Origin of the sequence: Leclercia sp. 119287 (assembly GCF_009734485.1) — a bacterium.
GTDB lineage: Bacteria > Pseudomonadota > Gammaproteobacteria > Enterobacterales > Enterobacteriaceae > Enterobacter > Enterobacter adecarboxylatus_C.
Map to the genome: position 1 here is coordinate 4,053,258 of NZ_CP046445.1, position 12,936 is coordinate 4,066,193.

General features: G+C 54.6%; 12 protein-coding genes, 1 tRNA gene, 1 rRNA gene and 1 pseudogene. 8 read left to right on the forward strand and 7 right to left on the reverse strand.

Features of this window, described 5'->3' with window-relative positions; translation table 11 throughout:
- Window positions 1–11: 11 nt before the first annotated feature.
- Window positions 12–515: a TRAP transporter small permease gene (locus GNG27_RS19435; RefSeq protein ID WP_156264607.1), complete on the forward strand. Its 504-nt coding sequence runs from the start codon at window positions 12–14 to the stop codon at window positions 513–515.
- On the forward strand, window positions 515–1,816 hold the full coding sequence (locus tag GNG27_RS19440) for a TRAP transporter large permease (RefSeq protein ID WP_156264608.1): 1,302 nt from the start codon (window positions 515–517) through the stop codon (window positions 1,814–1,816). The genes GNG27_RS19435 and GNG27_RS19440 overlap by 1 nt, the downstream gene beginning before the upstream one ends.
- 43 nt (window positions 1,817–1,859) lie before the next feature.
- Here the strand turns inward: GNG27_RS19440 and GNG27_RS19445 are convergent, their stop codons facing one another.
- Genes GNG27_RS19445 through trmB form a run of 3 tightly spaced genes read right to left on the reverse strand, consistent with a single transcriptional unit; the run spans window position 1,860 to window position 3,677 of the window.
- The gene (locus tag GNG27_RS19445) at window positions 1,860–2,579 is read right to left on the reverse strand and encodes a DUF2884 domain-containing protein (RefSeq protein WP_142487054.1); all 720 of its coding nucleotides are present in this window, start codon (window positions 2,577–2,579) and stop codon (window positions 1,860–1,862) included.
- A 52-nt stretch (window positions 2,580–2,631) separates the two neighbouring features.
- Window positions 2,632–2,958, reverse strand: coding sequence for a YggL family protein (locus tag GNG27_RS19450; RefSeq protein WP_142487055.1), 327 nt, complete (start codon window positions 2,956–2,958; stop codon window positions 2,632–2,634).
- The gene (trmB, locus tag GNG27_RS19455) at window positions 2,958–3,677 is read right to left on the reverse strand and encodes a tRNA (guanosine(46)-N7)-methyltransferase TrmB (protein ID WP_156264609.1); all 720 of its coding nucleotides are present in this window, start codon (window positions 3,675–3,677) and stop codon (window positions 2,958–2,960) included. Before trmB ends, GNG27_RS19450 begins: the two co-directional genes overlap by 1 nt.
- Before the next feature lie 144 nt (window positions 3,678–3,821).
- Between trmB and mutY the strand changes: the two genes are divergently transcribed.
- The 4 genes and pseudogenes from mutY (at window position 3,822) to GNG27_RS19475 (ending at window position 7,869) form a co-directional block, all read left to right on the forward strand.
- Window positions 3,822–4,874 (forward strand): A/G-specific adenine glycosylase, encoded by a 1,053-nt coding sequence (gene mutY / locus GNG27_RS19460; RefSeq protein ID WP_142487057.1) that lies wholly within the window; start codon window positions 3,822–3,824, stop codon window positions 4,872–4,874.
- A 25-nt stretch (window positions 4,875–4,899) separates the two neighbouring features.
- Window positions 4,900–5,172, forward strand: coding sequence for an oxidative damage protection protein (locus GNG27_RS19465; protein ID WP_142487058.1), 273 nt, complete (start codon window positions 4,900–4,902; stop codon window positions 5,170–5,172).
- Between the two features lie 123 nt (window positions 5,173–5,295).
- Complete coding sequence (gene mltC, locus GNG27_RS19470) at window positions 5,296–6,375, forward strand: membrane-bound lytic murein transglycosylase MltC (RefSeq protein WP_142487059.1); 1,080 nt, start codon at window positions 5,296–5,298, stop codon at window positions 6,373–6,375.
- Window positions 6,376–6,612: 237 nt separating this feature from the next.
- Window positions 6,613–7,869, forward strand: a pseudogene (locus GNG27_RS19475) (nucleoside permease).
- A 38-nt stretch (window positions 7,870–7,907) separates the two neighbouring features.
- On the opposite strand, the gene GNG27_RS19480 reads toward GNG27_RS19475, so the two are convergent.
- A complete protein-coding gene (locus tag GNG27_RS19480; RefSeq protein WP_156264610.1) occupies window positions 7,908–10,043 on the reverse strand; it encodes an ornithine decarboxylase in 2,136 nt (711 codons plus the stop codon).
- A 394-nt stretch (window positions 10,044–10,437) separates the two neighbouring features.
- Between GNG27_RS19480 and GNG27_RS19485 the strand changes: the two genes are divergently transcribed.
- Window positions 10,438–11,148 (forward strand): DUF554 domain-containing protein, encoded by a 711-nt coding sequence (locus GNG27_RS19485; protein ID WP_142487062.1) that lies wholly within the window; start codon window positions 10,438–10,440, stop codon window positions 11,146–11,148.
- 95 nt (window positions 11,149–11,243) lie between these two features.
- Window positions 11,244–11,319: transfer RNA gene (locus tag GNG27_RS19490), tRNA-Phe, on the forward strand.
- A 55-nt stretch (window positions 11,320–11,374) separates the two neighbouring features.
- Here GNG27_RS19490 and GNG27_RS19495 read toward each other — a convergent pair.
- The 3 genes from GNG27_RS19495 to rrf all read right to left on the reverse strand — a co-directional run bounded on the left by GNG27_RS19495 (window position 11,375) and on the right by rrf (window position 12,927).
- Complete coding sequence (locus GNG27_RS19495; protein WP_156264611.1) at window positions 11,375–12,010, reverse strand: deoxynucleoside kinase; 636 nt, start codon at window positions 12,008–12,010, stop codon at window positions 11,375–11,377.
- A 247-nt stretch (window positions 12,011–12,257) separates the two neighbouring features.
- Window positions 12,258–12,599, reverse strand: a complete 342-nt coding sequence (locus GNG27_RS19500; protein WP_142487064.1) for a DUF1971 domain-containing protein — start codon at window positions 12,597–12,599, stop codon at window positions 12,258–12,260.
- A gap of 212 nt (window positions 12,600–12,811) precedes the next feature.
- A 5S ribosomal RNA gene (rrf, locus tag GNG27_RS19505) occupies window positions 12,812–12,927 on the reverse strand.
- Between the last annotated feature and the right edge of the window lie 9 nt (window positions 12,928–12,936).

The window sequence follows — 12,936 nt, forward strand, 5'->3', positions numbered from 1 at the left end:
GGATATTCGCCATGATATTAAACCGCCTTAAGGCTGCGGTAGACCGCGTCATTGCTGCTTTTTGCGTGATAGTAATGGTTGCACTGGTCGTCTGTGTCGTGTGGCAGGTAATCAGCCGCTACGTCCTTAACCAGCCCAGCACACTCACCGATGAGCTGGCACGGTTTTTAATGATATGGGTTGGGTTGCTCGGCGCGGCCTATACCGTTGGCGCTCAGCGACACCTCTCAATCGATCTTCTCGCGTTATCACTCAGCCGTCCTAAGCAGGCCCTGTTGAACCTGTTTGTGAATGTGATGATTTTTGTTTTTGCCGGCCTGGTCATCGTGACGGGAGGCATCAGGCTGATAAGTAAAACCTTTGAGACGGCGCAGGTCTCCGCAGCGATGCAGATCCCGATGGGTTACGTGTATCTCATACTGCCGCTTAGCGGCCTGGTCATGATGTTTTATGCCCTGAACTACGTGTGTCAGAGCTTTCTACATTTTAAGAGTACATCTCCGGAGACGATATAATGGAAAACGCAGTAGCGCTGATGCTTTTTGGCAGCTTTTTTGTGCTGGTTTTCATCGGGATACCGATCTCTTTTTCAATCGGTATCGCCACCGTGGCCTCCATGCTGCTGATGTTTCCATGGGAGATCGCCGTCATTACGGTTTCCCAGCGCCTGGCGAACGGTTTAGATAATTTCTCGCTGCTGGCGATCCCCTTTTTTATTTTTGCGGGCACGCTGATGAACAGCGGCGGGATCGCCATACGGCTGATCAGGCTGGCGCAGGTGGTGGTGGGTCGGGTGCCCGGCTCGCTCGGCCATGTGAACGTGCTGGCGAATATGATGTTTGGCTCTATCTCAGGTTCCGCGGTTGCGGCGGCCGCGGCCGTTGGCGGTACGCTTCATCCCATCCAGACAAAGCAGGGTTACGATCCCGCCTTCACCACCGCGGTAAACGTCTCCTCCTGTATCACCGGCCTGCTCATTCCGCCTTCCAATGTGCTGATTGTTTTCTCCCTCACCGCAGGCGGCGTCTCGATAGCCTCTTTATTTATGGCGGGCTACCTGCCGGGGATCCTGATGGGGTTGGCGATTATGCTCGTTTGCGCGGTCATTGCTAAGCGTCGCGGCTGGCCACTGGCTGAGCGTCCCACCTGCGCACAGGCGCTAAAAGCGTTGCTCGATGCTCTGCCGAGCCTGCTGCTGGTGATCATCGTTATGGGGGGTATTCTTGGCGGCATCTTTACGGCTACCGAAGCCTCAGCCATTGCCGTGATCTACACCTTCATCCTGTCGGTGCTGATTTATCGTGAAGTGAAATGGCGAGATTTAGCCAGGCTTATTCTGGAGTCGGTGGTGATGACATCCATAGTCCTGCTGCTGATCGGCTTTTCCGTGGGCATGTCATGGGCAATGACCAACGCGGATATCCCTTACTTAATCAGCGATACCCTTATGGGCATTTCTGATAATCCGCTGATTATTCTGCTGTTGATAAACATCGTGCTGCTGATTGTGGGGATCTTTATGGACATGACCCCTGCGGTCCTGATCTTCACGCCCATCTTCTTGCCTATAGCCCAGGATTTGGGGATGGATCCGGTGCATTTTGGCATCATGATGGTGGCCAATCTCTGTATTGGCCTGCTGACACCGCCTGTGGGAAGTGCGCTGTTTGTCGGCTGTTCAATTTCAGGGGTAAATATACAGCAGCTGATCAAACCGTTATTGCCGTTCTACGCGGCCCTGTTGATAGCGCTAATGCTTATCGCCTATGTCCCGGCAATTTCGTTGTGTATCCCGCAACTGCTGGGATTGATGTAGTTCAGACCAGCAAAGGGAGATCCCCTTTGCTGGATAATGTGGCTTATTTCAGGCCGCTGACCAGCCCCTTGCGGCTCTCTTCCAGCGAAACCACGCGTTTACACACGTCTTTGCCAAACTCCTTGAAATCCGCTTCCTGGTTCTTCCACTCGTTCTGAATGGAAGTTTGCAGGCCACCCAGACTACCCAGCACGCCCTGCAGCGGGTTGCCGCCGCCTTTCAGCACTGCTTTAGCGCCCATCTCGTTGATACTGTCCTGCAGAATGCCGCCCATCGCCTGATTTACCAGCTGCTGGCCGTCGGCACGTACCTGATCGATCGCCTGATAGTGGAACGTCAGGCCATCGGTACGATGTTCAATAATCCGGTTCATCTGCTCTTTTAACTGCGCGTCCAGTTTGGTCAGGCGCGAGCGCATATTGCTGCTCTCCCCTACCTCTTTAGCAATGATCTTATCCAGCGCGACACGGCCTTTTTCCACACGGGTCAGAGCGCCTTCGTCGATCCATGGTAGCGCGCTGCGCAGATCGGCCTGGTAATCTTTCGCCTGTTCACGTTGGGCTGCGCTCAGCGTGTATTGCTTGCCGTTAAACATGACGTTGCCATCCGGAGTGATCACCAGATTGCCGTTCTCACCTTTTACCTGCACGGTTTGCGGGCTCAGGATCACGTCGTCACGCGGCGTGACTTCGCATTTGTAGTCTGCGTGAGCGGTCAGAGCCGTGGTCATTAAAGCCGTAGCAAGCAGCGTTTTGCGCATCATATATTCTCCCTCATACAAAACGGGCCAGCAATTGCTGGCCCCTGATGCTCTATTAGTCCCACCAAATATCGAAAAGTTCGCTGATGCGCACGTCTTCGAATTTGTGGTCTTCCAGCCACTTACGTACGATAGCCTGATGCTCTTCGGTGCACTGGCCGATCTCTTGTTTGCAGATCAAACCTTCCCACGCCAGGTAGCCGCTGCCGTCAAATGCCAGCTTGTTCGGCTCGATAACTTCATTGATGAAAGCATCCACGTCTTCATCAATTTTTTCTACACTGGTGCCTTCCGGGAAACGCCATGCAACCGAAAAACCAATTTCCTGGAATTCTTCGATATGCATTTTCTTACGCAGACGACGGCTACGGTTCTTTGCCATTATTTCACCCTCTCGAACATTAAGTCCCATACGCCGTGACCAAGACGATGGCCACGCTGTTCAAATTTCGTTACCGGACGTGAGTCAGGACGCGGCACATAATCATTGCTCGCCGACTGGTTTTTATACCCGTCGAGCGTCGACATCACTTCCAGCATATGCTCCGCATACTGTTCCCAGTCGGTGGCCATGTGGAAAACGCCACCCAGCTTCAGTTTACTTTTGACCAGTTCGGCAAACGGCGCCTGAACGATACGGCGTTTATTATGACGTGCTTTGTGCCATGGGTCAGGGAAAAAGAGCTGAACCATGTTCAGAGAATTGTCAGGGATCATCTTGTGCAGCACTTCTACCGCGTCATGACACATCACCTGCAGATTCTCGACGCCCTCTTCATGGGCCGTCGCCAGGCAAGCACCCACGCCCGGTGAGTGAACCTCGATACCGAGGAAGTTCTGCTCCGGACGCGCTTTTGCCATGGTCACCAGCGAAGCGCCCATGCCGAAACCGATCTCCAGCGTAATCGGCGCGTCGCGGCCAAACAGCTCAACAAAGTCGAGCGGCTGTTCGGTGAACTCTACGCCCATCACCGGCCAGTAGTTATCCAGCGCATGTTGCTGTCCCTTTGTCAGGCGCCCCTGACGGCGGACAAAGCTGCGAATACGGCGTAGCGGGCGGCCGTTTTCATCAAATTCCGGTGATATGACGTCGTTTTTCATAAAAGAGTAGTCTGCTTGTGAGAATGTTCGGGAAACGGGCATTATCCAAAGTTAATGATGGGATGCAAGCATGGGAAAGATCCGGTTTACAGCCGCATGCCGCTGTGCTGCAATCTGCGTCCCTGATATCGCGAAGCGAAGACCATGCAAGCCTCTCAATTTTCAGCCCAGGTGCTGGACTGGTACGACAAATACGGGCGTAAAACCCTGCCCTGGCAAACTGAAAAAACACCCTACAAAGTATGGCTCTCCGAGGTGATGTTGCAACAAACGCAGGTCGCTACCGTTATCCCCTACTTTGAGCGCTTTATGGCGCGTTTTCCCACCGTGACCGATCTGGCGAACGCCCCGCTTGATGAGGTGCTGCATCTGTGGACCGGGCTCGGCTACTACGCCCGCGCCCGCAATCTGCATAAAGCCGCCCAGCAGGTGGTGTCGCTGCACGGGGGTAAATTCCCGGAAACCTTCGAGGAAGTGGCTGCCCTGCCGGGCGTCGGCCGCTCTACCGCCGGGGCCGTTCTCTCCCTTTCGCTGGGGAAACACTTCCCCATTCTCGACGGCAACGTGAAGCGCGTGCTGGCACGCTGCTATGCCGTTGGCGGCTGGCCGGGCAAGAAGGAGGTGGAAAAGCGCCTGTGGGAAATCAGCGAGGCGGTCACTCCCGCTCGCGGCGTTGAACGCTTTAACCAGGCGATGATGGATCTGGGGGCGATGGTCTGCACCCGCTCGAAGCCCAAATGCGAACTCTGCCCGCTGAATAATCTGTGTGTGGCCTATGCCAACCACAGCTGGGCGCAGTATCCCGGTAAAAAGCCGAAGCAGACGCTGCCCGAGCGCACCGGCTATTTTCTGCTGATGCAGCACGAGGAGACGGTCTGGCTCGCCCAGCGTCCACCAAGCGGTTTATGGGGCGGCTTATTCTGTTTCCCGCAGTTTGAAGATGAGGATGGGCTTCGCGACTGGCTGGCGCAACGCGGCATCCCTGCCGATACTCTTGTGCAGCTCAACGCGTTTCGCCATACCTTTAGCCACTTCCATCTGGATATTGTTCCAATGTGGCTTCCCGTGTCCTCATTCACCTCGTGCATGGATGAAGGCACCGCTCTCTGGTATAACTTAGCGCAACCGCCGTCAGTGGGGCTGGCAGCTCCCGTAGAGCGCCTGTTACAGCAATTACGTGTCGGGGCAACGGTTTAGCTCCGGGCGACAAAGAGGATTCAGTATGGCCAGAACAATTTTTTGTACCTTCCTGCAACGCGACGCAGAAGGCCAGGACTTCCAGCTCTATCCGGGCGACCTGGGTAAGCGCATCTATAACGAGATCTCAAAAGAGGCGTGGGCGCAGTGGCAGCACAAGCAAACCATGCTGATTAACGAGCGCAAGCTCAACATGATGAACGTTGAACACCGCAAGCAGCTGGAAGAGGAGATGGTGAATTTCCTGTTTGAAGGCAAAGACGTCCACATCGAAGGCTACACGCCACCGGAAAAATAATATCGTGCGGGCTGATGCCCGGCGGCGCTACGCTTGCACGGGCCCACGATAACCAGGCCGGGTAAGCGAAGCGCCACCCGGCAAAACAGCCCCAAAAACAACACAACACGCACTCCCGGAATGATGAAAAAATTTTTAGCGCTTGCTCTTGTTGCACCGTTACTTGTTTCGTGTTCCTCCAGTAATAAAGGCGATAGCTATAACGAAGCCTGGGTGAAGGACACCAACGGTTTTGACATTCTGATGGGGCAGTTTGCCCACAACATCGAAAACATATGGGGATTTAACGAAGTTCTGATCGCCGGACCGAAAGACTACGTTAAGTACACCGACGCTTACCAGACCCGAAGCCACATCAACTTTGACGAGGGTACCATCACCGTCGAGACCATCGCCGGAACCGATCCTGCGGCACGTTTACGTGAGGCGATCGTCAAAACCCTGCTGATGGGTGACGATCCGGGCTCTATCGACCTTTACTCCGACGCCGACGACATCACCATCTCGAAAGAGCCGTTCCTGTATGGCCAGGTGGTGGATCAAACCGGTCAGTCCATTCGCTGGGAAGGTCGTGCCAACAACTTTGCCAACTATCTGCTACAAACCCGCCTGAAAAGCCGCAGCAACGGCCTGCGCGTTATCTACAGCGTGACCATTAACCTGGTGCCAAACCACCTCGATAAACGTGCGCACAAATATGTGGGGATGGTCCGTCAGGCATCGCGTAAATACGGTGTCGATGAGTCGCTGATCCTGGCGATTATGCAGACCGAATCGTCGTTTAACCCGTATGCGGTGAGCCGCTCCGACGCCCTGGGCCTGATGCAGGTTGTTCAGCACAGCGCCGGAAAAGATGTGTTCCGCGCGCAGGGGAAATCTGGCATGCCAGGCCGCAGTTATCTCTTTGATCCCGCCAGCAATATTGATACCGGTACCGCATATCTGGCGATGCTGAACAACGTCTACCTGAGCGGCATTGATAACCCGACCTCGCGTCGCTATGCGGTCATCACCGCCTATAACGGCGGTGCGGGCAGCGTGCTGCGGGTCTTCTCCAGCGATAAACTGAAGGCGGCGAGCATTATCAACAGCATGTCGCCAGGGGATGTTTACCAGACCCTGACCACCCGTCACCCCGCCGCCGAGTCACGCCGCTATCTTTATAAGGTCAATACGGCGCAAAAGAACTATCGTAGAAAGTAGCCTTCTCTCTTTTACCCTCTCCTCCCCGGAGAGGGTAAAGATCCTCTCCAGCAGTGCAGGCCTCATCCATAGGAAAGTGTTATTTGCATCACAATCCAAACTGCAAATTAATGTTGATTGCATTTTTTTGCGGGAGGTAACAAAACATCACGCCACTCGCTGATAGAATTGCATCAAATACAAAACCCAAATGTTTCTACACCAACATACAGCCCGCTCTCTTGTGAGGAAAGTAACATGAACCTTAAGCTGCAGCTTAAAATCTTGTCGTTTCTGCAGTTCTGTCTGTGGGGGAGCTGGCTAACCACGCTCGGCTCCTACATGTTTGTCACGCTCAAATTCGACGGTGCCTCTATCGGCGCGGTCTATAGCTCTTTGGGTATCGCTGCCGTCTTTATGCCGACCCTGCTCGGGATCGTGGCGGATAAATGGATAAGCGCCAAGTGGGTGTATGCGCTTTGCCATCTGGTGGGGGCGGGTACGCTGTTTATGGCGGCCGAGGTCACCACGCCAGGGGCGATGTTTATGGTGATCCTGCTTAACTCGCTGGCCTATATGCCAACGCTGGGCCTGATTAACACCATCTCCTACTACCGTCTGAAAGACGCCGGTATGGATATCGTCACCGATTTCCCACCGATCCGTATCTAGGGCACCATCGGCTTTATCATGGCGATGTGGGGCGTGAGCTTCGCGGGCTTCGAACTGAGCCACATGCAGCTCTATATCGGGGCGGTACTCTCCGTGGTGCTGGCGCTGTTTACCCTGACCCTGCCGCACATTCCGGTCTCTAACCAGCAGAAAAACCAGAGCTGGAGCGCCATGCTCGGCCTGGATGCTTTCGCGCTGTTTAAAAACAAACGCATGGCGATCTTCTTTATCTTCTCCATGCTGCTGGGTGCGGAGCTGCAGATCACCAACATGTTCGGCAATACCTTCCTGCACAGCTTCGATAACGACCCGCTGTTCTCCGGGAGCTTTATCGTAGAGCATGCGTCGGTGATGATGTCGATTTCCCAGATCTCCGAAACGCTGTTCATCCTGACCATCCCGTTCTTCCTGAGCCGCTACGGCATTAAGAACGTTATGATGATCAGTATCTTCGCGTGGATGCTGCGCTTCGGTCTGTTTGCCTACGGCGACCCGTCAGCCTTCGGTACCGTGCTGCTGGTGCTGTCGATGATTGTCTACGGCTGCGCCTTCGACTTCTTCAACATCTCCGGCTCCGTGTTTGTGGAGAAAGAGGTTCGTCCGGAAATCCGCGCCAGCGCCCAGGGCATGTTCCTGATGATGACCAACGGCTTCGGCTGTATTCTCGGCGGCGTGGTGAGCGGTAAGGTTGTGGAGATGTATACCACTAACGGTATTACTGACTGGCAGCCGGTGTGGCTGATCTTCGCAGGCTACTCTTTGGTGCTGGCCTTCGCCTTCATGGCGCTGTTCAAGTACAAACATGTTCGTACTCCAACAGGTGCGCAGACCGTCGCGCATTAATCTGTTAGGTTCCCCCCTCCTGCGAGGGGGGAATTTTTTTACTTCAGTACATACCCGTACAACCGCTTAATCCCGTCCGCATCCTTCTCGCTGTAAACGCCCTGCAGTTCCGGTGAAAAACCGGGCAGCAAATTGACGCCCTCTTCCAGCGCCAGGAAGTAACGCTGCACCGCCCCACCCCAGAGTTCGCCCGGCACCACGCACAGCACGCCCGGCGGGTATGGCAGCGCCCCCTCCGCCGCGATACGCCCTTCGGCTTCGCTGATGCGCACCAGCTCGACGTTACCGCGAATAAAGGCCTGGTTAGCATCCTGCGGGTTCATCGCCACGGTGGGCAGGCTCTCTTTACGGAACATCGCTTTCTGCAAATCCTTCACGTCAAAGCTGACGTACAGATCGTGCATCTCCTGGCAGAGCTTACGCAGGGTATAGTCGCGATAGCGCACCGGGTATTTCTTCCAGATGGTCGGCAGGACATCCGCCAGCGGGGTATCGTCCTCAATGTGCTGTTCAAACTGGCCCAGCATCGCCACCAGTTGCGCCATCTTCTCTGCGCTCTCCGCGGGAGTGAGCAGGAACAGAATGGAGTTAAGATCGCACTTCTCCGGAACGATGCCTTTCTCACGCAGGTAGTGCGCCAGAATGGTCGCCGGGATGCCAAAGTCAGTATACTCCCCGCTTTCAGCATCGATACCCGGCGTGGTCAGCAGCAGCTTGCACGGGTCGACAAAGTATTGCTCCTCGGCATAGCCCTCAAAGCCGTGCCATTTGGCCCCCGGCTCAAAGCTGAAGAAACGCAGCTCGCTGGCAATCGCATGGGTAGGATGATCCTGCCACGGACGCCCGGCCACCACCGGCGGGATAAACGGCTTAATCATCTTGCAGTTGGCGATAATCGCCTTGCGCGCCTCGATACCCAGCTCAACGCACTCGGCCCAAAGCCGACGTCCGCTCTCCCCTTCATGGATCTTGGCGTTAACGTCGAGAGCTGCAAACAGCGGATAGAACGGGCTGGTGGAAGCGTGAAGCATAAAGGCGTTGTTGAGGCGCTTATGCGGGCAGAAACGCGCCTGGCCGCGGATATGGTTATCCTTTTTGTGGATCTGCGAGGTCTGGGAGAACCCGGCCTGCTGTTTGTGCACCGACTGGGTGACAAAAATCCCCGGATCCTTCTCGTTGAGCTCCAGCAGCAGCGGCGAGCTGTCCGCCATCATCGGGATAAACTGCTCGTAACCCACCCACGCGGAGTCAAACAGGATGTAGTCGCACAGCTGACCGATCTTGTCGATCACCTGGCGGGCGTTATAGATGGTGCCGTCATAGGTGCCGAGCTGGATCACCGCCAGACGGAACGGACGCGCTTCACGGGCTTTTTCCGGCGCCACTTCGCGGATCAGCTCCCGCAGATAGGTCTCGTCAAAGCAGCGGTCATCGATGCCGCCAATAAAGCCAAACGGGTTACGCGCCGCTTCGAGATAAACCGGGGTCGCTCCGGCCTGGATCAGCGCGCCATGGTGGTTGGATTTATGGTTGTTGCGGTCAAACAGCACCAGATCGCCACGGGTGAGCAGCGCATTGGTCACCACCTTATTGGCGGCCGAGGTGCCGTTGAGGACGAAATAGGTTTTGTCGGCGTTAAACACCTTCGCGGCGAACTTTTGCGCATGCTTGGCAGAACCTTCATGGATCAGCAGATCGCCCAGCTTCACGTCGGCGTTGCACATATCGGCACGAAAGACATTCTCACCAAAGAAATCGAAGAACTGACGGCCTGCCGGGTGTTTCTTAAAGAATGCCCCGTGCTGATGCCCCGGGCAGGCAAAGGTGCTGTTGTCCATCGCCACGTACTGGCTGAGAGTGTCGAAAAACGGCGGCAGCAGGTTCTCTTCATAGCGACAGGCCGCGGCTTCCAGCTCTAACCACTCCTGCGCTTTGCCATCGATCACAGCATCGACACCCGCAGGGGTTTCAACAGGCTGTGGCGAGAACATATATACAGGCAGGTTAAAACCGGTGCGTTTCAGTAATGCGAGGATGCCGCTGTGACTTTCAGCGACGGTAATGACGACTGCCGCCACATCCGTAAAATCTGTGTTATCCAGCGTCACCACTTCCCGGTGTGTGGATAAGGCGGACGCCAGCTCGCGGCTGACGGCAATTTTCATTGATTTCATAAGCGCAAATACCCGTGCAAGGCGTGAAAAAGCCCCGGACAGGGAGTCCCCCTGCCCAACGAATGTGTCTGACCGGAGTTCAGCTCCGACCGCCAGACATCAGTAAAAGCAGAACGCGTCTGGTTTTACTGTTGTCCTGCAGTGAGCCTGCGTTACCCTCACCGCATGGTGAGCGTAGAATAAGATGTGTCGATACGGCCAGCCATTTGAGCGAGAGAGAGTCTGTGCATTGGCGGCCTCGTATCTGAGAGGAGAAAATTCGCGCAATAATGTCACCTTTCGCCAGGGGGCGCAAGAAGGAATCATTATGCAAAAAATGGGATTAACTTGGCGATTACTCACTGAAAAGAGTAATAATAATGCAATATCAATGAGTAAATAACAGGAGTTCACAGTGGTTATTGGACCGTTCATTAATGCGGGAGCCGTGCTGCTGGGCGGCGTACTTGGCGCCGTGCTAAGCCAGCGATTACCGGAGCGTATTCGCTCCTCGATGCCCTCAATCTTTGGCCTCGCCTCACTGGGGATTGGTATTCTGCTGGTCATCAAGTGCGCCAACCTGCCGGTGATGGTGCTGGCAACGCTGCTCGGAGCGTTGATTGGAGAGTTCTGCTATCTGGAGAAAGGGATTAACGGCGCCGTCAGCAAAGCGAAAAACCTGCTTTCCCGTGGGAAACAGAAAGGTGGTGGTCACGACGCGTTTATCCAGAACTATGTCGCCATCATCATTCTGTTTTGCGCCAGCGGCACGGGGATTTTTGGCTCGATGCAGGAGGGAATGACCGGCGACCCCAGCATCCTTATCGCTAAAGCCTTCCTGGATTTCTTTACCGCGACGATTTTTGCGACCACGCTGGGTATCGCGGTTGCCGCGATTTGCGTGCCGATGCTGCTTATCCAGCTCGCCCTCGCGACCTGCGCCACATTAATCTTACCGCTGACCACGCCAGCAATGATGGCGGACTTTACCGCCGTTGGTGGTCTGCTGCTGCTGGCAACCGGGCTGCGGATCTGCGGAATTAAGATGTTTGCGGTAGTCAATATGCTGCCTGCGCTGGTGATCGCCATGCCGCTTTCCGCCCTGTGGACCGCGTTTTTTGCCTGAGATCGCAGCAAACTGGCGACAGAGTGTGCGGTCAGTAGCGAAATCAACAAATTCCATTGACGGCACGAGGCGGATCGGGTTTAATTCGCCCCGTTGCCCGGATAGCTCAGTCGGTAGAGCAGGGGATTGAAAATCCCCGTGTCCTTGGTTCGATTCCGAGTCCGGGCACCACTATTTAAAGAAACCAGCCTACGGGCTGGTTTTTTGCTTTTGGCGAAACAGAATCTTATAACTTCTTCAGCTTCCCTATCACCGCATTTGCCAGCGCTTCAGGGCATGCAAATCCCGACCGAACCTTGTGCGTCAGCAGCGTTGAGCCATACTGACGGGTAATTTGCGGCAGACAGGCGTCGTGAAAGGCTTTAACGTCCTCAAAGTAGTCCAGCATGTATTTATCCTCCCCAGGCCGTGCTCGCGCCATACAGTCGTTAAAACAGGCCGTGGCGTCGCGATCGATATAGACCACCAAATCGATATGCGGATAGCGCTGCAGGTTATCCTTAATCTGGTAGAAATAAGACATATACCGGGCCGATGGCTGTTCAGTCATCAGGAAATTCACATGGCAGAACACGATGTCGCTGAACAGGGAACGTTCTATAACGTAGTTGCCTTCCGGGATGTTGTTTAACAGACGCTGGCGGGAAGCGGTGATATAGAGCTGAAAGGCCACTCTGGCGTCAGCATCGTGCGGGTTCTCAACGAACACCTGAAGCAGTTCAAGAAATACCGGATCTTCATCCACGGGCTCCTTTATTACACTCCAGTTTGCGCCTGTTTTTTCTGTTAACGCCGCCGCCAGAGGTACCAGCAGGGTGCTTTTCCCCGCAGCAATATTGGCCTCAATAGCAACGATCTTCACAGCGATCCTCCTGAAAATGGATCCGCTGAAGCAGGATCGGCCAGTCGATCGTGATTTATGGTCGGGCAAAATGGGGCTTCACAGGAGAGATATTCCTGGTATTCAGCCACGTGCAGCAGAAGTTGCTCCCCACAGGATTCCTGTTCGCCGTAGTCGACCCGCGTTGAAGAGTGTCTGAAGAAAGTGATCATAACGCTTTCACACCGTATGAAGGGGCTCCCTTATTAAGGATAAGGGAGCATCGGGATTATGCCTTTTTCGCGCTGTAAACTTCTTCACCGGAGAACGCCGGTTCAGCCCAGAAATTGATATTAAACTGCGCATCGTCGGTCATCTCAATACGGTGCCAGTACTGCGGTGGGCTGGTCGCAAAGGTGCCTGCGTTAATCACGACTTTTACTTCTGGCTCCGTCGCCTCTTCATTGGCGAAGCCGTAATAGGTTACAGTCCCTTCCATTACACAGAGCTGGCCAAAAATTCCGGCTGCGGTGTTGTGATGGCTCAGAAGCGCTGCGGGGACATTATCTTTAGTAAAGAAGGGAGTGGAACGTTTGATGGTCCAGTTTTTGGGAATTCTGTGATGGCTCATAAGTACCTCCGGCTTTAAACATGCATTTAAAATACATCTTTATGTTTCGCCTGTAAAGTATTATTGATAATAAATCTCATTTACATGGAAGGTAACTCTACTGCAGAAAGGATAATAGCTTGTAGGCCGGGTAAGGCGCAGCCGCCGCCCGGGGGGTTTCCCGGCGCAACGCAAAAAGCCCATCCGGGAGGATGGGCTTTCGCGTATTTGATGCCTGGCAGTTCCCTACTCTCGCATGGGGAGGCCCCACACTACCATCGGCGCTACGGCGTTTCACTTCTGAGTTCGGCATGGGGTCAGGTGGGACCACCGCGCTACAGCCGCCAGGCAAATTCTG